Annotated in this window: 21 protein-coding genes; 8 read left to right on the top strand and 13 right to left on the bottom strand. The window is 61.3% G+C overall.

Annotated elements, in window-relative coordinates:
• The first annotated feature begins 36 nt into the window (after positions 1-36).
• Both KFZ77_RS19800 and KFZ77_RS05675 read left to right on the top strand, forming a co-directional pair.
• The gene (locus KFZ77_RS19800) at positions 37-192 is read left to right on the top strand and encodes a hypothetical protein (RefSeq protein ID WP_455431292.1); all 156 of its coding nucleotides are present in this window, start codon (positions 37-39) and stop codon (positions 190-192) included.
• Positions 193-402: 210 nt separating this feature from the next.
• Positions 403-1,686: a citrate synthase gene (locus KFZ77_RS05675; RefSeq protein ID WP_031524944.1), complete on the top strand. Its 1,284-nt coding sequence runs from the start codon at positions 403-405 to the stop codon at positions 1,684-1,686.
• 170 nt (positions 1,687-1,856) lie between these two features.
• Here KFZ77_RS05675 and nei read toward each other — a convergent pair whose 3' ends face one another.
• The 11 genes from nei to KFZ77_RS05620 form a co-directional block, all read right to left on the bottom strand.
• Positions 1,857-2,648, bottom strand: coding sequence for an endonuclease VIII (gene nei, locus KFZ77_RS05670; protein WP_031524929.1), 792 nt, complete (start codon positions 2,646-2,648; stop codon positions 1,857-1,859).
• 14 nt (positions 2,649-2,662) lie between these two features.
• Positions 2,663-3,307 (bottom strand): pyroglutamyl-peptidase I, encoded by a 645-nt coding sequence (pcp, locus tag KFZ77_RS05665; RefSeq protein ID WP_035891841.1) that lies wholly within the window; start codon positions 3,305-3,307, stop codon positions 2,663-2,665.
• Between the two features lie 18 nt (positions 3,308-3,325).
• Positions 3,326-4,333, bottom strand: coding sequence for a DUF979 domain-containing protein (locus KFZ77_RS05660; protein WP_264385682.1), 1,008 nt, complete (start codon positions 4,331-4,333; stop codon positions 3,326-3,328).
• A complete protein-coding gene (locus tag KFZ77_RS05655; protein ID WP_031524923.1) occupies positions 4,330-5,055 on the bottom strand; it encodes a DUF969 domain-containing protein in 726 nt (241 codons plus the stop codon). The genes KFZ77_RS05660 and KFZ77_RS05655 overlap by 4 nt, the downstream gene beginning before the upstream one ends.
• Before the next feature lie 178 nt (positions 5,056-5,233).
• Positions 5,234-5,971 (bottom strand): 5-oxoprolinase subunit PxpA, encoded by a 738-nt coding sequence (gene pxpA / locus KFZ77_RS05650; RefSeq protein ID WP_264385681.1) that lies wholly within the window; start codon positions 5,969-5,971, stop codon positions 5,234-5,236.
• The gene (gene pxpC, locus KFZ77_RS05645) at positions 5,961-6,893 is read right to left on the bottom strand and encodes a 5-oxoprolinase subunit PxpC (RefSeq protein ID WP_264385680.1); all 933 of its coding nucleotides are present in this window, start codon (positions 6,891-6,893) and stop codon (positions 5,961-5,963) included. The genes pxpA and pxpC overlap by 11 nt, the downstream gene beginning before the upstream one ends.
• On the bottom strand, positions 6,887-7,543 hold the full coding sequence (pxpB, locus tag KFZ77_RS05640) for a 5-oxoprolinase subunit PxpB (RefSeq protein ID WP_264385679.1): 657 nt from the start codon (positions 7,541-7,543) through the stop codon (positions 6,887-6,889). The genes pxpC and pxpB overlap by 7 nt, the downstream gene beginning before the upstream one ends.
• An 18-nt stretch (positions 7,544-7,561) precedes the next feature.
• Positions 7,562-8,305 (bottom strand): type 2 GTP cyclohydrolase I, encoded by a 744-nt coding sequence (locus KFZ77_RS05635; protein WP_031524916.1) that lies wholly within the window; start codon positions 8,303-8,305, stop codon positions 7,562-7,564.
• Between the two features lie 13 nt (positions 8,306-8,318).
• On the bottom strand, positions 8,319-9,737 hold the full coding sequence (phrB, locus tag KFZ77_RS05630; protein ID WP_264385678.1) for a deoxyribodipyrimidine photo-lyase: 1,419 nt from the start codon (positions 9,735-9,737) through the stop codon (positions 8,319-8,321).
• A gap of 109 nt (positions 9,738-9,846) precedes the next feature.
• A complete protein-coding gene (locus KFZ77_RS05625; protein WP_264385677.1) occupies positions 9,847-10,803 on the bottom strand; it encodes a YbgA family protein in 957 nt (318 codons plus the stop codon).
• Positions 10,804-10,945: 142 nt separating this feature from the next.
• Positions 10,946-11,152: a YbfA family protein gene (locus KFZ77_RS05620; RefSeq protein WP_264385676.1), complete on the bottom strand. Its 207-nt coding sequence runs from the start codon at positions 11,150-11,152 to the stop codon at positions 10,946-10,948.
• A 314-nt stretch (positions 11,153-11,466) separates the two neighbouring features.
• Here KFZ77_RS05620 and kdpF point away from each other — a divergent pair, with 314 nt between their 5' ends.
• The 6 genes from kdpF to kdpE are packed head-to-tail and all read left to right on the top strand — an operon-like array spanning position 11,467 to position 19,265.
• Positions 11,467-11,556, top strand: coding sequence for a K(+)-transporting ATPase subunit F (gene kdpF / locus KFZ77_RS05615; protein ID WP_072002071.1), 90 nt, complete (start codon positions 11,467-11,469; stop codon positions 11,554-11,556).
• Positions 11,556-13,238: a potassium-transporting ATPase subunit KdpA gene (gene kdpA / locus KFZ77_RS05610; protein ID WP_264385675.1), complete on the top strand. Its 1,683-nt coding sequence runs from the start codon at positions 11,556-11,558 to the stop codon at positions 13,236-13,238. The genes kdpF and kdpA overlap by 1 nt, the downstream gene beginning before the upstream one ends.
• A gap of 19 nt (positions 13,239-13,257) precedes the next feature.
• On the top strand, positions 13,258-15,306 hold the full coding sequence (kdpB, locus tag KFZ77_RS05605; RefSeq protein WP_264385674.1) for a potassium-transporting ATPase subunit KdpB: 2,049 nt from the start codon (positions 13,258-13,260) through the stop codon (positions 15,304-15,306).
• Positions 15,307-15,318: 12 nt separating this feature from the next.
• Complete coding sequence (gene kdpC, locus KFZ77_RS05600; RefSeq protein WP_264385673.1) at positions 15,319-15,894, top strand: potassium-transporting ATPase subunit KdpC; 576 nt, start codon at positions 15,319-15,321, stop codon at positions 15,892-15,894.
• Positions 15,895-15,903: 9 nt separating this feature from the next.
• A complete protein-coding gene (gene kdpD / locus KFZ77_RS05595) occupies positions 15,904-18,591 on the top strand; it encodes a two-component system sensor histidine kinase KdpD (RefSeq protein ID WP_264385672.1) in 2,688 nt (895 codons plus the stop codon).
• Complete coding sequence (gene kdpE / locus KFZ77_RS05590) at positions 18,588-19,265, top strand: two-component system response regulator KdpE (protein ID WP_031524904.1); 678 nt, start codon at positions 18,588-18,590, stop codon at positions 19,263-19,265. Before kdpD ends, kdpE begins: the two co-directional genes overlap by 4 nt.
• A 111-nt stretch (positions 19,266-19,376) precedes the next feature.
• On the opposite strand, the gene pgm is transcribed toward kdpE, so the two are convergent.
• Entirely contained in the window at positions 19,377-21,017 is a 1,641-nt protein-coding gene (gene pgm / locus KFZ77_RS05585; RefSeq protein WP_264385671.1) for a phosphoglucomutase (alpha-D-glucose-1,6-bisphosphate-dependent), read from the bottom strand.
• 25 nt (positions 21,018-21,042) lie between these two features.
• Complete coding sequence (seqA, locus tag KFZ77_RS05580; RefSeq protein WP_031524901.1) at positions 21,043-21,585, bottom strand: replication initiation negative regulator SeqA; 543 nt, start codon at positions 21,583-21,585, stop codon at positions 21,043-21,045.
• Positions 21,586-21,666 lie beyond the last annotated feature (81 nt).

The raw sequence follows: 21,666 nt of genomic DNA, 5'->3' as shown, positions 1-21,666 counted from the left end.
CGATAACAACATAATTTTAAAATTTAATCATCTGATTTGACAAATGTTAAACATTATTGTTACAAACATCAGCCGAAAAGGCATATAATTCGTAAAAGTTATGGGGTCGTGCTTTCACCTGAGAATAAGTTATGTAACAGTGTGTCGGTATTGACCGCAGTGACCTGGCCCGGTATTAGTGATAGAGATTAACGAATAATACGGATTGCTAACGTCCTGATTTGCCGTGAATTCGCCGTAATACGCACGTTTCCTGCACGCGCCCATCGCTCTGTACCCTGATGTCCTCCTCTACCGCAGAGCAGCGAGCCAAATAACAAACTGGTAACGTAAGTCCACGGACTGAAATGCAAATCTGGTCGCCAGCAGTCTTAAGGTAATAAGGCGCTAAGGAGACCGTAAATGGCTGATGTTAAAGCAAAGATCACGTATAACGGTGATGATGCTATCGAACTGAATGTGCTAAAAGGCACGCTCGGTCAGGATGTTATTGATGTTCGCAGTCTTGGTTCAAAAGGTGTATTCACTTTCGACCCCGGCTTCACCTCAACCGCATCGTGCGAATCCAAAATCACCTTTATCGACGGTGACGAAGGTATCCTGCTCCACCGCGGTTTTCCCATCGATGAACTCGCGACCAACTCCACCTATCTGGAAGTGTGCTACATCCTGCTTTACGGCGAAAAACCGACCCAGGAAGAGTACGACGACTTTGTTACCACGGTAACCCGCCACACCATGATCCACGAGCAGATCACCCGTCTGTTCAACGGCTTCCGTCGCGATTCCCATCCGATGGCAGTGCTGTGCGGCGTGACCGGCGCGCTGGCGGCGTTCTACCACGACTCGCTGGATGTGAATAATCCGCGTCACCGTGAAATTGCCGCTTTCCGCCTGCTTTCCAAAATGCCGACAGTAGCGGCGATGTGTTACAAGTATTCAATCGGCCAGCCGTTTGTCTACCCGCGTAACGACCTCTCCTACTCCGGTAACTTCCTGAATATGATGTTCTCCACCCCGTGCGAAGAGTACGTGGTGAACCCGGTGCTGGAACGCGCAATGGATCGCATCCTGATCCTGCACGCTGACCACGAGCAGAACGCCTCCACCTCCACCGTACGTACCGCAGGCTCCTCCGGCGCTAACCCGTTCGCCTGTATCGCTGCGGGCATTGCCTCCCTGTGGGGACCGGCACACGGCGGCGCTAACGAAGCGGCACTGAAGATGCTGGAAGAGATCAGCACCGTTGAGCATATTCCGGAATTTGTGAAGCGTGCGAAGGACAAAAACGACTCCTTCCGCCTGATGGGCTTTGGTCACCGTGTTTACAAAAACTATGACCCGCGCGCCACTGTGATGCGTGAAACCTGTCATGAAGTGCTGAAAGAGCTGGGTACTAAAGATGAACTGCTGCAGGTGGCAATGGAGCTTGAGCATATTGCGCTCAACGACCCGTACTTCATCGAGCGTCAGCTTTACCCGAATGTCGATTTCTACTCTGGCATTATTCTGAAAGCGATGGGTATTCCGTCCTCCATGTTTACCGTGATCTTCGCGATGGCGCGTACCGTCGGCTGGATTGCGCACTGGAACGAGATGCACGATGACGGCATCAAGATCGCCCGTCCGCGTCAGCTCTACACCGGTTACGAAAAACGTGAGTTCACCAGCAATCTGAAAAAATGATTGTCTGAGTGAGCAATGAAAAACGCGCCTGCGGGCGCGTTTTTTTATGGCTGAAATTACAGCAGGTGCGCTGAATCACGATGGTCCATTACCCCGTAGGGTGGGTAAGCGTAGCGCACCCACCTTATATCACGATGGCGACATACCCCCAGCGCACCCACTAACCCCAACTACCGCTGACACCCCGGACACCAGTAAAACGGGCGCGATGAGAGCGTGGTTTTCTCAATAACGCCCCCGCAGCGCTCGCATTTTTCCCCAGCCCGATGAAAGACGTGAAACCGGAACAGCGCTCCGTGGTGCTTATTCTCATCCACCGTGCCGCGCGTGGCGTAAGAGAGCCGCGGGATCGCCAGCAGCGCCTGCGCCAGCGCGTCCAGCTGCGCCTCGCTCAGTTCCGCCGCCTTATGCTGCGGGGCCAGCCCTACCGCCCAGAGGATCTCCACCCGCAGGTAGTTCCCCAGCCCGGCAAGAAACGCCTGATCCAGCAGCAGGCCGGAGAACTGGCGGCGGCAGAAGCGCCGACTTTGCAATCGCGCTTTAACCGTCGCCACATCCAGCGTCGGGTCGAGCACGTCCGGCCCGACGCGCTGCAAAAACGGATGCGCCGCCAGCGTATCGGCATCCAGCATCTCAATTTCCGAGGCGCTGTAGAGCAAAATCGCTTTCTTTGCCGTCGCCAGCCGCACGCGCAGCACGCGGTTGCTCTGCGGCGTGGCGCTGGCGTCCACCACACGCCAGACGCCGTACAGCTGGTTATGGCTGTAGAGCGTCAGGCCATTGCTGAAGTGGGTGAGCAGCGCCTTACCACGGGTTTCAATCGCAGTGACGCACTCCCCCACCAGCGAGGCCTGATAGCGTTGCAGTTCAGGAAAGGCGAACCACGCTTCGGTCAGCGGCTCGCCGCCGATAGCCCGCTCCAGATTGTCCGCCGCGCGGCGGATCTCCGGTCCTTCTGGCATCTCTCTCTCCCTGATTAATGCGTCGCGCCGCCCACGATCTTCAGATCGGTCTCCACATCCAGACCGACCGCCAGCGCAATCTCCAGCGCCTGACGCACGGTCTGCGCCGCCATGCTTGGCGCACCAGGGTGGGCCGCCGCCTGCTCCGGCAGATACGGGATATGGATGAACCCGCCGCGCGCCCCGGAGGTGTGCGCCAGCTTGTGCAGCAGGCCATACATCACATGGTTACACACGAAGGTACCAGCGGTCTGGGAGACCGACGCCGGAATACCCGCTTCGCGCATTGCCGCCACCATTGCCTTGATCGGCAGCGTGCTGAACCATGCCGCCGGGCCGTCGGCAATAATCGGCCGGTCGATGGGCTGCTGTTTACGGTTATCGGGGATACGCGCGTCATCAACGTTGATCGCCACGCGCTCCACGGTAATGTCGCTGCGTCCGCCCGCCTGGCCAATCGCCAGCACCAGCGTCGGATTCAGCTCATCAATCGCCGCTTCCAGCACGCGCAGCGACTCACCAAACACGCACGGCAGCTGGCGGGCGACCACCAGCCCACCGCCAATAATCGCGCCATCGAGCTGTCTGACTACTTCCCATGACGGGTTGACGGTCTCGCCGCCGAAAGGCTCAAAACCGGTTACCAGAACTGTTCGTATCATCGTTACTCCAGCGCGTTATAAAAACATCAGGAAATAGAGTAGCACCACGTTCACCGCCAGCAGCAGCACCCCGGTGGGGACCTGCGCCTTGATGACCGCATTTTTATCCGGCAGCTCCAGCAGCGCCGCGGGGACGATGTTGAAGTTTGCCGCCATCGGCGTCATCAGCGTACCGCAGTAGCCGGAGAACATGCCGATAGCCGCCATTACCGCCGGGTTGCCCCCGTGCTGCAATACCAGAATCGGGATGCCGATACCCGCCGTGACAATCGGGAACGCCGCGAAAGCATTGCCCATCACCATCGTCAGCACCGCCATACCGATGGCGTACACCGCCACGGCGATAAAGCGGCTGTCTACGGCCAGGTACTCCTGGGTCAGCCATGAAATGCCGGTGCCGACCCCTGCAGTGGTAAACAGCAGGCCGAGGGTAGCCAGGATCTGCGGCAGAATAAACGCCCAGCCGATGGAATCCAGCAGGCGGCGCGCCTCCTGAATCGGCTGCAGGGCGTGTTCGTGCGTCATCTTCACTGCCAGCGCCAGGCCCAGCAGGCAGCCAACGGTCATCGAGAACAGCGTCACCAGCGTGGCGTGATTGCCCTCACCAAACAGCCCGACCTGCAAGCCTGGCACATTGTTGAATAACAGCACGCCAATCACGGTCACTACCGGGATCATCAGCGCCGGAATAAACAGGCGGTTGCCCAGGCGCTTCGCACTGGCTTCCCGCTCCGGCTGAGTACGCTGATGGTAGCTGCCCAGCCGCACCCCGCCGAAGCCGGCAATCAGCGCCAGCAGAACCACTGACGCACCCACGCCGATGTTAACCAGCCGCTTACCCTCGGCACCACCGCCGAACAGATCGTAGGTCCAGTCGCCGAGTAAAAAGATCAGGCCGTAAATGCCCCAGAACAGGCCGGTGGTAATGCGGCGCGGGTTGGCTTTATCACGGAACGACATGATGGCGACAATCACCAGCACGGCGCCTGCCAGCCAGTAGAGATAGTTTTGCTGGAACGTCATTGCGCACCTCCCTGAGTGTGAACGCCGTTAACCTTGCCCAGCTCGCGTTCAAGGTGTTTATCGAGGCGCCACAGGCGCGCGGCATGGATCAGGAAAGCACAAATCGCGGTCGGGATGCCCCACAGGGCGATGTGCAGCGGCTCGGTCTGAATGCCGCCGGACTCCAGCATGAAGTTATGCATAAAGATGATGGCCCCGAAGGCAACAAAAATGTCTTCACCGAAGAACAGGCCGACGTTATCGGTCGCGGCGGACATGGCGCGCAGACGGTAGCGTACCGCTCCTGGCAGGTCGCCGTAATTCTTTTCCGCCGCCCCTTCCGCCATCGGTGCCAGCAGCGGGCGCACCATCTGCGGATGACCGCCGAGGCTGGTCAGCCCCAGCGCGGCCGTGGCTTCACGCACGAACAGATAAACAATCAGCAAGCGACCGGCGGTGGCGCTGCGAATGTGGGCAATCCAGGCCTGGGCGCGCTCTTTGAGGCCATGACGCTCCAGCAGACCGATCACCGCCAGCGGGATCAGCAGGATAAACGGCAGGTTGCGGGTATTGAGGAACCCCTCCCCCAGCTTCTCCAGAATCAGCGCCATCGGCATGTGCGCCGCCAGTCCCGTCACCAGGCCGGCGACAATCACCACCAGCACAGGGTTAAAGCGCAACAAAAACCCGACCACAATGGTAGCGATCCCCATCAGCGGCCAGAGATTGATGGTCTCTTGCATTGTTCGTGTCCTTTTCGGTTATGTCGTCGTTGTGTCTCTTATAAGTATGCAGAGGCCCGTCGTTAAAGGCGGGCCTCTGAGGGGTGATTCAGGTAACAAAGCGGAAGGATATATCCTTCACCGTCCCATATAGCGGCAGGGGCGCAGGATGTCAACGTTTGCGGTAAGTCGCGCAGCCTTACTCCGCGCTGACAGCGATGTTTTCGTCAGCGAATCGCTCCCGTAACCGCCGGGCAAACGCCAGGGCGTGCGCGCCGTCACCGTGCAGGCAGACGCTCTGGGCATTGACCTGCGCCCAGCTGCCGTCCCGGGTGCGCACGCGTCCGCGCAGCACCATCTCCAGCGTCTGACTGACCGCCTCGTCGTCGTTGTCAATTAACGCCCCCGGCTCGCTGCGCGGCACCAGGCTGCCATCGGCCTGATAGCCGCGATCGGCGAACACCTCTTCCCGGGTGCGCAGGCCGTGCTGCTGTCCGGCGGCAATCAGTGTGCTGCCCGCCAGCCCGACCAGAATCAGGCCCGGATCGATAGCTTTCACCGCCCGGGCAATGGCGTCGGCCAGCGCTGCGTCCTTCGCCGCCTGGTTGTAGAGCATCCCGTGGGGTTTGACGTGCTTCAGCACGCCCCCTTCCGCACGGGTAATAGCCGCCAGCGCGCCGATCTGGTAGAGCGTCTGCGCATAAACTGTCTCCGGCGGCAGCTGCATCGCGGTGCGGCCAAAATTCTCCCGGTCGGGAAACGACGGATGCGCCCCAATCGCCACGCCGTTTTCCAGCGCGCGCTGCACGCTGAGACGCATCATAGCCGCATCCCCGGCGTGAAAGCCGCAGGCGATGTTGGCGGAGCTGACCAGCGTCATCAGCGTGGCATCATCCCCGCAGCCTTCGCCCATATCGGCATTGAGATCAATCGGCATCGTTCAGTCTCCAGGTCAGCTGATCAAAGAAGCGCTGGTGATCGACCCGTGCCTGCAGCGCCTGGTCGTGCGTGCACTGCACGAAGTGAATCGGCTCGCCGGGGCGGATCTGCGCCAGGTGCCAGAGATCGGCTTCGATCACGAAGGCGATACGCGGATAACCGCCGGTGGTCTGGGCATCGTTCATCAGCACAATCGGCTGGCCGCCGTGCGGCACCTGAATCACTCCCGGCAGCAGGCCGTGGGAGAGCATTTCACGCGCCGTAGTGCGCTCCAGCAGCTGGCCCTGCAAACGGTAACCCATGCGGTTACTCTCGGGGCTGAGGTGCCAGGGCGTGCGCCAGAGCATCGCCTGCGCCTGCGGGCTGAATTCGTGATACTCCGGCCCCGGCAGAGTACGCAGCCGGTTGCCAAACAGCATCTGCTTCACGCCGCGCGCTTCGCGGAATTGACGCGCCGACGGACGCACATTCAGCTCGTCCCCGGCACGCAGCAGGCGCCCTTCCAGCCCGCCGATACCGGCTTTGAGATCGGTGCTGTACGAGCCCATCACCATCGGCACATCCAGCCCGCCCGCTACCGCCAGATAGCTGCGCATGCCGCGACGCGGCAGCGAGAGCGTCAGGCGCTGTCCGGCTTTCACCGGCAGTCGCCAGCCGGTCCACACCGCGTGGTCGTCGAGCATGGCGTTGCAGCCTGCCCCGGTCAGGGCAAACCAGCCGGCGCGGGTGAATTCGACTTCGAACTGTCCGAGCGTGATCTCCAGCGCGGCATCATTGAGGTCGTTACCCACCAGCAGGTTAGCAATACGCAGCGCCGGGACATCCAGCGCGCCGCAGCGGCTGATGCCGGACTGGCGCAGGCCGTTGCGCCCGCCGTCCTGAACCGAGGTGTGAATGCCGGCACGAATAATCCTTAACATACCCCCTCCTTCTGCGGCACAAAGCGCACCGTATCGCCCGGTGCCAGCAGTACCGGCGTGTCACCGGCGGGATCGAACAGCCGCAGCGGCGTGCGGCCAATCAGCTGCCAGCCGCCCGGCGTCGCCAGCGGGTAGATCCCGGTCTGGCTGCCGCCGATACCCACCGAGCCCACCGGTACGCTCAGGCGCGGCTCAGCGCGACGCGGCGTCGCCAGCGTGTCCGGCAGGCCGCCCAGATACGGGAAGCCCGGCTGGAAACCGAGGAACCACACCACGTAATCAATAGAGGCGTGCAGCGCCACCACGTCACGCTCGCTCATGCCGCAGTGCTGCGCGACCACCGACAGATCCGGGCCGTCTTCGCCGCCGTAGATCACCGGAATGGTGATATGGCGCGATTCCGGCTCCAGCGCCTCGCTCTCTTCCCACCAGCGCTGCAACCGTTCGATGGCGTCGAGCGCCTTCGATTCCGGCTCCAGCAACACCACGGTGATATTGTTCATGCCGGGGATGACTTCCGCGATCCCTGGCATGTCAGACAGCCGCTGCGTCAGCCGCCAGATCCGTTTCTGGCTGGCCAGCGTCACCGGCGGCTCCAGCTCCAGCACCACTGCGCTTTCGCCCAGCAAATAACATCTCGCTCGTTGCACCTTGCCCCCTGTGGGTAATCAGGCCGGATTAGGAATATCGATAAAGGTCACGTCGAGGTCGGTCGTCTCGGTGAGCCATTCGCTCAGGGCGCGGATCCCGCCGCGCTCGGTGGCGTGATGCCCGGCGGCGTAAAAGTGCAGCCCCTGCTCGCGTGCCGAGTGAATAGTCTGCTCGGACACTTCGCCGGTGATAAACGCATCGACGCCGAAGCGCGCCGCGGCATCAATAAAGTTCTGACCGCCGCCAGTGCACCAGGCAACGCGCTGCACCACATCCGGACCTGTGTCGCCGCACCACAGCGGACGACGGCCGAGACGCGCTTCGATCCATGACGCCAGCTCCAGGCCCGGTACCGGCATCGACAGCTCGCCCCAGGGCACCAGCGGTTCGATCTCGCCCCTCACGGTAATGCCCAGCAGCTGCGCCAGCTGCACGTTATTCCCCAGTTCCGGGTGCGCGTCGAGCGGCAGGTGCCAGCCGTAGAGGTTGATGTCGTTAGCGAGCAGCGTTTTCAGACGGTTGCGCTTCATGCCGCGAATCGCCGGCGCTTCGCCCTTCCAGAAGTAGCCGTGATGCACGATCACCGCATCCGCCTGCTGGCGCACGGCTTCGTCGAGCAGCGCCTGGCTGGCGGTCACGCCGGTGATGATCTTCTGAATGGTTTCGCGCCCTTCAACCTGCAGGCCGTTCGGCGCGAAATCGCTGAATGCCGCACTGTTGAGCTTGTCGTTAATCAGACGTTCCAGTTCGGTATTTTTCATCGGTGTTCCCTTATCAAGATTTACGTGCGGCTTCATAGGCCGCAAGCGTCGCCACGCGCGCCTGCTTGTGGTCGACTATCGGACGCGGATAGTCCAGCGTCACGCCGTGTTTATCCGCCCAGCTCCAGGGGTCGTGCAGCGACTTATCCGGCACCTTGCCCAGCGCCGGCAGCCAGCGGCGAATAAACGCCCCCTGCGCATCAAACTTCTGCCCCTGGGTGGTGGGGTTGAAAATGCGGAAATAGGGTGCCGCATCGGTGCCGGTGGAGGCCGCCCACTGCCAGCCGCCGTTATTGGCGGCCAGATCGCCGTCGATCAGCTGCGCTATAAAATAACGCTCTCCCTGACGCCAGTCGATAAGCAGATCCTTTACCAGGAAGCTGGCAACGATCATGCGTAGCCGGTTATGCATCCAGCCGGTGCGGTTCATCTGCAGCATCGCGGCATCGACGATCGGATAACCGGTCCGCCCGGCGCACCAGGCGTCGAAGCGTTTGTCGTCGTTGTCCCAGGCGACGTTTTCAGTCCAGCTGATGAAGGGTTTCCCGCGGCACAGCGCCGGATGATAAGTCATCAGATGCTTATAAAACTCGCGCCAGATAAGCTCATTGAGCCACACCGCGCCCGGCCCGCCCTCCAGCGCCTTTGGCTGTTCCGCCAGCAGACGATGCAGGCACTGGCGCGGCGACAGCACGCCGATGGCGAGATAGGGCGACACCCGGCTGGTACCTTCAATGGCAGGGAAGTCGCGCCGGGTATCATATTCACCCGCACCCTGCTGGCAGAACTGGCGCAGCTTTGCCAGCGCGGCGGTTTCGCCCACCGGGAACAGCATTTCGTCTGCCGCTTCAACCGGATAGTCAAAGGCCGCCAGCGGCGGTGCTTCACAGGGTGCCGACGGGCGCGCTTTCGGCGCGTGAACGCACTCCGGCAATCCTTCCGCCAGCTTTTTCAGGTACGCCCGGCTGAAGGGGGTAAACACTTTGTACATCTCGCGGCCACCGGTCAGCACGCTACCGGGGGCAAGCAGTACGCTGTCGTCAAAGCCCTGGCAGGTGACGAAACCGTCGAGGTGCTTCTCCAGTGCCACGTCGCGCTTACGCTCGTTGAGTTCGTACTGATAGTTGTAGAACAGCGCATCGACGCGGTGCGTATCGCAGAATTCGCTAATCCAGGGAATGCAGGCGTCGAAATCATCCAGCTGCGCGGTATAGAGCGGGATGCCGCGCTGCGCCAGGGCGTCACGCAAGGCGTGGAGATGTTCGCGGATAAACCAGGCCTGGCGCGGAGCCAGGGTATGGGCGTGCCACTGTTCGGGGGTGGCGATAAAGAGGCCAATGACCCTGGCGTTGCTGTTGCGGCAGGCCGCCGCGAGGGCAAGATTATCGTGCAGGCGCAGGTCAGCCCTGAACCAGACCAGATGCGTGGTCATAAAACTCCCTTTGCTACGCGCCTTGTTCGTCAGGCGTTAAGGTTGCAGGCGAAAAGAGCGCGGGCAGTGCCGCGCTCAACGAACAAAGTAACATGGAAAAACGGGGAAATCAGTGGCCGTAGCGCAGACGTAACGCTTCCGGATAGGGCTCGAAATAGCGCTGCACCGACAGGTAGCTGTCCGGGAACTCCGCCATATAGTGTTTCAGCAGCGTCATGGGGGCCAGCAGCGGCTGCGTTCCCTGGCGATAGCTGTCGATCAGCGTGGCAAGCTCCTGCCGCTGGCGGGCATTCAGCTGGTTGCGGAAATAGCCCTGGACATGCATCAGCACGTTGGTGTGGTTGCGGCGGGTAGCCGGAATGGCGAGCAGATCCATTAATTTCTGACGATAGGCAACAAAGAACGCCTCCAGATCGTCCCACTCGTTAATGGCTGCCACAAAACGGCCCAGCTCGCGATACTGCGGCTGGGAATGGGCCAGCAACAGCAGCTTGTAGCGGCTGTGGAACGCAATCAGCCCGCCGCGATTCAGACCCTGGCTGTGCAGCTGGTTAAGCTCATGCAGGGTGTAGACCCGCTCGATAAAATTCTCGCGCAGTACCGGATCGTGCAGGCGTCCATCCTCTTCCACCGGCAGCCAGGGGAAGGTTTCCATCAGAATGCGGGTGTAAATTCCCCGCTCGGCCTTGCGATTGTTTTTGCCGTCGGCATCGTAGATGCGCACCCGCTCCATGCCGCAGCTCGGTGATTTGGCGCAGACGATATACCCGCACAGGTGTTCAAAACGCGACACCCGTTCATGAGAAAACTGCTCCATATCGGCGGTCAGATCGCCTTCGCGCTTGTCGCTGAAGCGCAGCGCCACCGCGCCGCTCTCCTCTTTAACCAGCCGCAGCGCCGGACGCGGCACCGGCAGGCCAATGGCCATCTCCGGGCAGACCGGTTCAAACTTCATCCACGGGGAGAGCGACTCCACCGCAAACGCCAGTCGCTTATGACCGCCGTCAAAACGCACATTTTCTCCCAACAGACAGGCGCTGATGCCAACAGGGATTTTTTCACTCATAGCGACTCCTCATTCACGTCACTGATAAGTGTAGCCAGGCCGCTGGCGTGCAGGAAGGACGATATTCACCGCGTAATGTAATAAATAAACGCAAAAAAAAACCGCCCCGGCGAAGCGGGACGGTTGTGCAGGATTTTTACACTCAGTAGAAGTCGCAGGCGGCTTTTTCTGACAGGTCCATCCATACCGGTTTATCGCTGGTTTTTGACCAGACGCGGTGCAGATAGCTGTAAAAACGGGCGCGATCTTTCCAGAACAGCATGACCGGCAGGGCGATAACGCCGAGCATGACGGCATAAGTGCGGCGCAGGAAAACCTGATGCGCTGGATAGTGTTTATAGATAGACATAAGGCTTCTCCCCTTAACTGGCCGGCACGCGACAGGCTGCCGATGAAAGTGAAAATGTGATCTGGTTAAAATAGTAGCGCTTTGTTTGTAATTTTACTACTCATCAGACCAGTAAAAATGCAAATAAATCGGTCCCTTTACAATTCATACCGTAAATAAGTTACAAAATGGTTAAATAAATACTAACCCGCGGTTAAATTGTGGCTTTTGTCATTTTTATACTTTTTTTACGCCCCGCCCCGCCATTTTTGCGACATCTTTTCGCCCCTGCCGTCACGATTAGCGCACATCATTAACACCACTGGAGGTGGACTGTGAGTGCAGGCGTATTAGCCGGCGTTGTGCTGGTTTTCCTGTTACTGGGCTATCTGGTTTACGCCCTGATCAATGCGGAGGCGTTCTGATGGCCGCATCGGCATTTTTACTGATCGCCAGCTTTTTACTGGTGCTTATGATCCTCGCTAAACCCCTGGGGAGCGGACTGGCGCGGCTGATTGAAGGCACGCCGCTGCCAGGTCTTGCGGGCGTAGAGCGCGTTATCTGGCGGCTTTCCGGCGTCCGGCAGCGCGAGATGAACTGGCGTGAATACCTGCTCGCTATTCTGCTGCTTAACATGGTGGGCCTGGCGGTGCTGTTCTCGATACTGATGCTGCAGGGCGCGCTGCCGTTTAACCCGCAGCAGCTGCCGGGTCTGTCATGGCATCTGGCGCTGAATACCGCGGTCAGTTTTGTGGCTAACACCAACTGGCAGTCCTACGCCGGGGAAACCACCCTGAGCTACTTCAGCCAGATGGTCGGCCTGACGGTGCAGAACTTCCTTTCCGCCGCCACCGGTATCGCCGTGGTGTTTGCCCTGATCCGCGCCTTCGCGCGCCATTCGGTGAATACCCTCGGCAACGCCTGGGTGGATCTCACGCGTATTACCCTGTGGGCGCTGCTGCCGCTGGCGCTGATTATCGCGCTGTTCTTCATTCAGCAGGGCGCGCTGCAGAACCTGATGCCTTACCAGCCGTTCACCTCCCTTGAAGGGGCGAAGCAGCTGCTGCCGATGGGGCCGGTGGCCTCGCAGGAAGCGATTAAAATGCTCGGCACCAACGGCGGCGGCTTCTTTAACGCCAACTCCGCGCACCCGTTTGAAAACCCCACCGCGCTGACCAATTTCGTACAGATGCTGGCGATCTTTATTATTCCCGCAGCGCTCTGCTTCGCTTTCGGCGAGGCGGTGGGCGATGCCCGCCAGGGACGGGCCATCCTCTGGACGATGGCGTCGATCTTTGTGGTGTGCGTCGCCGTTGTCATGTGGGCGGAAACCCGCGGCAACCCGCACTTCCTCGAATTCGGTGCTGACAGCGCGCTCAATATGGAAGGCAAAGAGAGCCGCTTCGGCATTCTTGCCAGTGCGCTGTTCAGCGTGGTCACCACGGCGGCGTCCTGCGGTGCAGTCAACGCCATGCATGACTCCTTCACCGCGCTGGGCGGCATGATCCCGATGTGGCTGATGCAGATTGGCGAAGTGGTGTTCGGCGGCGTCGGCTCTGGTCTCTACGGCATGCTGCTGTTCGTGCTGCTGGCGGTGTTTATCGCCGGGCTGATGATTGGCCGCACCCCGGAATACCTCGGCAAGAAGATCGACGTGCGCGAGATGAAACTCACCGCGCTGGCCATTCTGGTGACGCCCGCGCTGGTACTGCTCGGCACCGCACTGGCGATGATGACCGAGGCTGGTCGCGCCGGGATGCTCAATCCGGGTATTCACGGCTTCAGCGAGGTGCTTTACGCCGTGTCGTCCGCCGCCAACAACAACGGCAGCGCCTTCGCCGGGCTGAGCGCCAACACCCCGTTCTGGAACCTGCTACTGGCGTTCTGCATGTTCGTTGGTCGCTTCGCCGTGATTGTGCCGGTGCTGGCGATTGCCGGTTCGCTGGTGAGCAAGAAAATCCAGCCGGTCACCCCCGGTACGCTGCCGACCCACGGTGCGCTGTTTATCGGTCTGCTGATCGGGACCGTGCTGCTGGTCGGTGCCCTGACCTTCATTCCCGCCCTCGCCCTCGGCCCGGTGGCGGAACACCTCTCTCTTGTGCAATGACTATTGCGGAGCGCTATCAATGAGTCGTAAGCAACTGGCCCTGCTCGAACCTGGATTACTTCGTCAGGCGCTGATGGATTCTTTTCGCAAGCTGGACCCACGCGCCCAGTGGCGCAACCCGGTAATGTTCATCGTCTGGGTTGGCAGCGTGCTGACCACCCTGCTGGCGCTGGCCATGGCCGGTGGCGCACTGGCGGGTGATGCGCTGTTTACCGCCGCCATCAGCCTGTGGCTGTGGTTTACCGTGCTGTTCGCCAACGTCGCGGAAGCACTGGCCGAAGGCCGCAGCAAAGCCCAGGCCAACAGCCTGAAAGGGGTGAAAAACACCGCCCCGGCCCGCAAACTGCGCGCGCCGCAGCACGACGCCCAGGTGGATCAGGTTCCGGCCTCTTCCCTGCGCAAGGGTGACCTGGTGCTGGTGGAAGCCGGCGACATCATCCCCTGCGACGGGGAAGTGATCGAAGGCGGTGCCTCGGTGGACGAGAGCGCCATCACCGGGGAGTCCGCCCCGGTGATCCGCGAATCCGGCGGCGATTTCGCCTCGGTGACCGGCGGGACGCGCATTCTCTCCGACTGGCTGGTGATCCGCTGCAGCGTCAACCCCGGGGAAACCTTCCTCGACCGGATGATCGCGATGGTAGAGGGCGCGCAGCGCCGCAAAACCCCGAACGAAATCGCGCTCACCATTCTGCTGGTGGCCCTGACCATCGTCTTTCTGCTGGCGACCGCCACGCTTTATCCGTTCTCGCAGTACGGCGGCGCGGCAGTAAGCGTCACGGTGCTGGTGGCGCTGCTGGTGTGCCTGATCCCCACCACCATCGGCGGCCTGCTCTCTGCCATTGGCGTGGCCGGGATGAGCCGGATGCTGGGTGCCAACGTCATCGCCACCAGCGGGCGCGCCGTGGAAGCGGCGGGCGACGTCAACGTGTTGCTGCTGGATAAAACCGGCACCATCACCCTCGGCAACCGTCAGGCCTCTGAGTTCCTGCCGGCACCGGGTGTGGATGAGCACACGCTGGCCGATGCCGCGCAGCTGGCGTCGCTGGCGGATGAGACCCCGGAAGGCCGCAGCATTGTGGTGCTGGCCAAGCAGCGCTTTAACCTGCGCGAGCGCGATGTGCAGACCCTGCAGGCGACCTTTGTGCCCTTTACGGCCCAGACGCGCATGAGCGGCATTAACGTGCAGGAGCGCATGATCCGTAAAGGCTCGGTGGATGCCATTCGCCGCCACGTTGAGGCTAACGGCGGTCACTTCCCGCCGCAGGTGGATGCTCTCGTGGAGCGCGTCGCTAAAGTGGGCGGTACGCCGCTGGTAGTGGCCGATGGTGCCAACGTGCTCGGCGTTATTGCCCTGAAGGACATCGTCAAAGGCGGCATCAAGGAGCGTTTTGCCCAGCTGCGCAAAATGGGTATCAAAACGGTGATGATCACCGGGGATAACCGCCTCACCGCCGCGGCCATCGCGGCGGAAGCCGGGGTGGATGATTTCCTCGCCGAAGCCACGCCGGAAGCAAAACTGGCGCTGATCCGTCAGTACCAGTCCGAAGGACGGCTGGTGGCAATGACCGGGGACGGCACCAACGATGCGCCAGCACTGGCGCAGGCGGACGTGGCGGTGGCGATGAACTCCGGTACCCAGGCGGCAAAAGAGGCCGGGAACATGGTGGATCTCGACTCCAACCCCACCAAGCTAATTGAAGTGGTGCATATCGGGAAGCAGATGCTGATGACGCGCGGGTCGCTGACCACCTTCAGTATTGCCAACGATGTGGCGAAGTACTTCGCCATCATCCCGGCGGCGTTTGCAGCAACCTATCCGCAGCTCAACGCCCTGAACGTGATGCACCTGCACTCGCCCTCGTCGGCGATCCTCAGCGCGGTGATTTTTAACGCGCTGATCATCATCTTCCTGATCCCGCTGGCGCTGCGCGGGGTGAGCTATAAACCGCTCAGCGCCGCGGCCATGCTGCGCCGCAACCTGTGGATTTATGGCCTCGGCGGGCTGGTGGTGCCGTTTATCGGCATCAAAATTATCGACCTGATCCTGACCGCTCTGGGTCTGGTGTAAAAGGAGTTGTTCATGGCACAGTTACGCCCGGCTTTACTGATCTTTATTCTGCTTACGCTGGTCACCGGCGGGCTTTACCCGCTGCTCACCACCGCCCTCGGGCAGTGGTGGTTCCCGGAGCAGGCCAACGGCTCGCTGATCCGCATCAATAACGAGGTGCGCGGCTCGGCGCTAATCGGCCAGAACTTCAGCGGCGCGCACTATTTTCAGGGACGCCCTTCCGCTACTGCAGAAGCGCCTTATAATCCAATGGCTTCCGGCGGCAGCAACCTGCCGGCCAGCAACCCGGCACTGGATGAGGCGGTGCGCGAGCGTGTCGCTGCCCTGCGCGCCGCGAATCCGCAGGCTACGCCGACGGTGCCGGTGGAGCTGGTTACCGCGTCTGCCAGCGGGCTGGATAACGGCATCTCGCCGGAGGCCGCGCGCTGGCAGATCCCGCGTGTCGCAAAAGCACGTAATCTGACTCAGGACGAGGTGGCGCGTCTGGTTGCCGACGCCACGCAAACCCCGCTGGTGGGCTTTATCGGCCAGCCGGTGGTGAATCTGTTGCAGCTTAATCTGGCGCTGGACGCACTGTCGGCCCGATAAGGACACACGATGACTGAGGAACCCTCGCGCCCCGACCCGGATCGCCTGCTGGAGCAGACGACGCCCCGGACGCGCGGCCGGCTGAAGATCTTTTTCGGCGCCTGCGCTGGCGTCGGGAAAACCTACGCCATGCTGCAGGAGGCGCAGCGCCTGCGCAGCCAGGGGCTGGATATTCTGGTGGGCGTGGTGGAGACCCACGGGCGCGCGGAAACCGCGGCACTACTGCAGGGGCTGGCTATCCAGCCCCTTAAACGCATCCATCACCGGGGGCGTCAGGTTGCCGAGTTCGATCTCGACAGCGCCCTTGCCCGTCGCCCTGCCCTGATCCTGATGGACGAGCTGGCGCACAGCAACGCGCCCGGCTCGCGCCACCCGAAACGCTGGCAGGACGTGGAAGAGCTGCTGGATGCCGGGATCGACGTCTTTACCACGGTTAACGTTCAGCATCTTGAGAGCCTCAACGACGTGGTGGGCGGCGTAACCGGTGTCCAGGTGCGGGAAACCGTGCCCGATCCGGTCTTTGATGCCGCAGACGAAATCGTGCTGGTGGACCTGCCGCCGGACGACCTGCGCCAGCGCCTGCACGAAGGCAAAGTTTATATTGGCGGCCAGGCCGAACGCGCCATCGAGCACTTCTTCCGCAAAGGCAACCTGATTGCGCTGCGCGAGCTTGCCCTGCGGCGCACCGCTGACCGCGTGGACGAACAGATGCGCGCCTGGCGCGACAATCAGGGCCAGGAGCGGGTGTGGCACACCCGAGACGCCATCCTGCTGTGCATCGGCCACGGCAACGGCAATGAAAAACTGGTGCGTACCGCCGCGCGACTGGCAGCACGTCTCGGCAGCGTCTGGCACGCAGTGTACGTTGAAACTCCGACCCTGCACCGTCTGCCGGAGCAGCAGCGTCGCGCCATTCTGAGCGCCCTGCGTTTAGCCCAGGAGCTGGGGGCCGAGACCGCCACCCTCGCCGATCCGGCGGAAGATAAAGCGATTCTGCGCTACGCCCGGGAGCACAACCTCGGCAAAATCGTTATCGGGCGGCGCAACACCCGCCGCTGGTTCCAGCGCGACACCTTCGCCGACCGCCTCGCCCGCCGCGCCCCGGATCTCGACCTGCTGATCGTCGCACTGGACGACAAACCGCTGGTCACCGCCGCCCGCGCACCGGATACCCGCACCTTCACCGAGAAGTGGCGGGTGCAGCTGCGCGGCGCGCTGGTAGCGGTGCTGCTCTGCGCCATCATCACCCTTATCGCCAGCCAGTGGATGGTGGCCTTCGATGCCGCCAACCTGGTGATGATTTACCTGCTCGGCGTGGTGGTTGTGGCGCTGTTTTACGGACGCTGGCCGTCGGTGCTGGCGACCTTTATCAACGTGCTCAGCTTTGACCTGTTCTTTATTGCCCCCCACGGCACGCTGGCGGTCTCCGACGTGCAGTACCTGCTCACCTTTGCGGTGATGCTGGCGGTGGGCCTGATTATCGGCAATCTTACCGCCGGGGTGCGCTACCAGGCGAAAGTGGCACGCTACCGCGAGCAGCGCACCCGCCACCTGTATGAGATGTCGAAATCGCTGGCGGTCGGACGCAGCGCCGAAGATATTGCCGCCACCAGCGAGCAGTTTATCCAGTCGACGTTTTTTGCCCGCAGCCAGCTGCTGCTTCCGGACGAGCACGGCAGGCTTATTCCGCATGCGGCGGGCAAAGGCGTCACCGCCTGGGACGAGGCCATCGCCCACTGGAGCTATGACAAAGGGCTGCCCGCCGGGGCCGGAACCGATACGCTGCCGGGGGTGCCTTATCAGATCCTGCCGCTGCGCACCGCGCAGAAGACCCTCGGGCTGGTGATTGTCGAGCCGGATAACCTGCGCCAGCTGATGATCCCCGAGCAGCAGCGGCTACTGGAGACCTTTACTCTGCTGGTCGCGAGCGCGCTGGAGCGCCTGGCGTTAACCACCAGCGAAGAGCAGGCGCGGCTGGTGAGCGAGCGCGAACAGCTGCGTAACTCGCTGCTGGCGGCGCTGTCGCACGATCTGCGCACGCCGCTTACGGTGCTGTTCGGTCAGGCAGAGATCCTGACGCTGGACCTGGCCGCGGAAGGCTCGAAGCACGCTCCGCAGGCCAATGACATTCGCCGTCACGTGCTGAACACCACCCGGCTGGTGAATAACCTGCTGGACATGGCGCGCATTCAGTCCGGCGGTTTTAATCTGCGCAAGGAGTGGCTGACGCTGGAAGAGGTGGTGGGCAGCGCGCTCAATATGCTGGAGCCGGGCCACACCGGGAAACCGGTGCAGCTGGCCCTGCCCGACCCGCTGACGCTGATCCATGTGGATGGCCCGCTGTTTGAGCGCGTGCTGATCAACCTGCTGGAGAACGCCGCGAAGTATGCCGGCAGTAAGGCCGAGGTGGGCATCCGCGCGCGGGTTGATAACGAGGCGCTCGATCTGGAAGTGTGGGACAGCGGGCCGGGGATCCCTTCTGGTCAGGAACGCGCTATCTTTGATAAATTCGCGCGTGGAAACAAAGAGTCAGCCATTCCCGGCGTCGGGCTGGGGCTGGCGATCTGTCGGGCGATTGTGGAGGTGCATGGCGGCACCATCTACGCCGCCAACCGCCCGGAGGGCGGTGCCAGTTTCCACGTCACGCTACCGCTGGAGACGCCGCCCGGCGTCGATGAACTGCAAGAGGGTATGTGATTAACGTCCTGATCGTTGAAGATGAAAAAGAGATCCGCCGCTTTCTGCGTACCGCGCTGGAAGCGGAAGGCCTGCGCGTACACGAGGCCGATACGCTGCAGCGCGGGCTGATTGAAGCCGCCACCCGCAAGCCCGATATGGTGATCCTCGATTTAGGGTTGCCGGACGGCGACGGGCTTGATTTCATCCGCGATTTTCGCCAGTGGAGCCAGACGCCGGTGATCGTGCTGTCGGCGCGCAGCGAAGAGACCGATAAGATCGCCGCGCTGGATGCCGGCGCAGATGACTATCTCAGTAAACCCTTCGGCATCGGCGAACTGCAGGCCCGCTTACGGGTAGCGCTGCGCCGCCACGGTTCGCTGAATCATCCCGAGCCGGTATTTCGCTTTGCGGATATCGAAGTGGATCTCGCCAGCCGCCGCATTCTGCGCGGCGACGTGGAAGTGCATCTGACGCCGATTGAGTTTCGCCTGCTGGCAGCGCTGCTCAACAATCACGGTAAGGTGCTCACCCAGCGCCAGCTGCTGAGCCAGGTGTGGGGACCGAACGCGGTGGAGCACAGTCACTATCTGCGGATTTACATGGCGCACCTGCGCCAGAAGCTGGAAGCCGACCCGGCGCGACCGCGCCATCTGCTGACGGAAACCGGGATCGGGTATCGGTTCATGATGTGAGGTTTGCACGCTCCGGATAAGCGTGAAAATCAATCTCCCTCTCCCAGGGCGGTGATTTAACAATGACAATAAAAAAGCGCGCCGGAGCGCGCTTTTTTGTCCTCATCAGACTCAGGCGTTTTTCAGCACTTCACTGACGATTTCCACCGCTTCTTTCTCGATCTGCTGGCGATGTTCCGCCCCGAGGAAGCTTTCACAGTAGATTTTATAGGCATCTTCAGTGCCGGACGGACGCGCCGCGAACCAGCCGTTCTCGGTCATCACCTTCAGCCCGCCGATAGAAGCACCGTTGCCCGGCGCTTCCGTCAGACGCGCGGTGATAGCATCGCCCGCCAGGGTGCTGGCGCTGACCATATCCGGTGAGAGCTTAGACAGCGCGGCTTTCTGTGCCGACGACGCGGAAGCCTGCAGACGGTTATAGCTCGGTGCGCCAAAGCGCCCGGCCAGCTCGTCATAGTGCTGCTGCGGGTTCTTACCGGTTACCGCGGTGATTTCCGCTGCCAGCAGGCACATGATGATGCCGTCTTTGTCGGTTGACCACGGGGTACCGTCGAAGCGCAGGAACGATGCCCCGGCACTCTCTTCACCGCCGAAACCGAAGCTGCCGTCGTGCAAACCGTCAACGAACCACTTGAAGCCGACCGGCACTTCCACCAGCTTGCGGCCCAGCGCGTTAACCACGCGGTCGATCATCGCCGATGACACCAGGGTTTTGCCTACCGCGACGTCCTGGCCCCACTGCGGACGGTGCTGGAACAGGTAGTTGATCGCAACCGCCAGATAGTGGTTCGGGTTCATCAGCCCTGCCGGGGTGACGATGCCGTGGCGATCGTAATCCGGGTCGTTAGCGAACGCCAGGTCAAACCGATCGCGCAGCTTGAGCAGGCCCGCCATCGCGGATTCGCTGGAGCAGTCCATACGAATCACGCCGTCTTTATCGAGGTGCATAAAGCGGAAGGTCTGATCGACCTGATCGTTGACCAGAGTAAGATCGAGCTGGTAGTGCTCGGCGATGCGTTTCCAGTATTCGATACCGGAGCCGCCGAGCGGATCGACGCCGAGCTTCAGGCCCGCTTTCTGGATTGCCGCCATATCGACGATCTCTGCCAGCCCTTCAATAAACGGCTGCACCAGATCCTTCGCGGTAACGCGACCGCTGGACCAGGCTTCGTCCAGCGATACGCGTTTTACGCCGTTCAGGCCGTCGGCCAGCAGCGCGTTGGCGCGGTTTTCCACCACTTTCGTGACGTTAGTATCCGCCGGACCACCGTTCGGCGGATTGTATTTGATGCCGCCATCTTCCGGCGGGTTGTGGGACGGCGTGATCACGATACCGTCTGCCTGCGCGCCGCCGCTCTTGTTGTGTTCGAGGATCGCGTTAGAAATGGCTGGGGTCGGCGTGTAGCCGTTGTTTTCCTGCACGATGACGTCAACGCCGTTGGCGGCCAGCACTTCCAGTACCGAAATAAATGCCGGTTCGGAAAGCGCGTGGGTATCTTTACCCACGTAGCACGGGCCGGTAACGCCATTTTTGGCGCGCTCTTCGGCGATCGCCTGCGCGATTGCCAGAATGTGCGGCTCGTTAAAGCTGTGGCGTACGGCGCTGCCGCGGTGGCCGGAGGTGCCGAATTTCACGGCGTGTTCCGTATTTCCGACCTCAGGCTTAAGCACGTAGTACTGCGCGGTAAGCTGCGCGACGTTAATCAAGTCACTCTGTTGCGCAGGTTGCCCTGCGCGCTTGTCGTTTGCCATTGCCTGATCCTTATTGACGCAAGAGTTAAATGGTGCCGCAAACCTTTTCAGTCAATTCCGCCGGGAACTGCATGGCCTGCATGATGTGTTCGATCATGCTGCGCTTGCGCTCCGTGTTGGTATTGGTGATCACCCAGTACGGCGTACCGGGAACGTGTTTGGGCTTAGTCTGATTACCGCTGTGCAACAGCGTTTGCTCATCCCCGGCGAAATAGACACGGGTGCGGCCATGAAGCGAGTCGGTGGCGGCGGCAAACGCGGAGGCATCCAATGAGTAGAGTGTAGACAGAACCAGCATGAAACGATTGACGGCTTTGCGCTGCTCGGCGTAATCGTCCGACAGCAGCAGCTCACGCATCGCCCGCACGCGATCTTTGACCGGGCTGACCGGCTTCTGCTCGGTGGCAGCCACCGCAACGGCGGGTGCAACGGTAGCCGGGGCCGCGGCGTCACGGGAGGCGGCAACTTTCAGCATGCGCCGTAAAATGTCCGACGCGCTCTCACCAATATGCTGCGTGTGGCTGGCAATATAGCGGTAAAGGTCGTCATCAACTTCAATCGTTTTCATCTTCATCCAGTGCAATATCTTCTCTGAATACAAGTCGTTGGGACGTTGGGATTATAGAAGCAAAAACCCAACAGCGAATAG

Origin of the sequence: Siccibacter colletis, from assembly GCF_025914095.1 — a bacterium.
Lineage (GTDB): Bacteria > Pseudomonadota > Gammaproteobacteria > Enterobacterales > Enterobacteriaceae > Siccibacter > Siccibacter colletis.
This window is presented reverse-complemented; position numbering and strand designations above follow the sequence as displayed.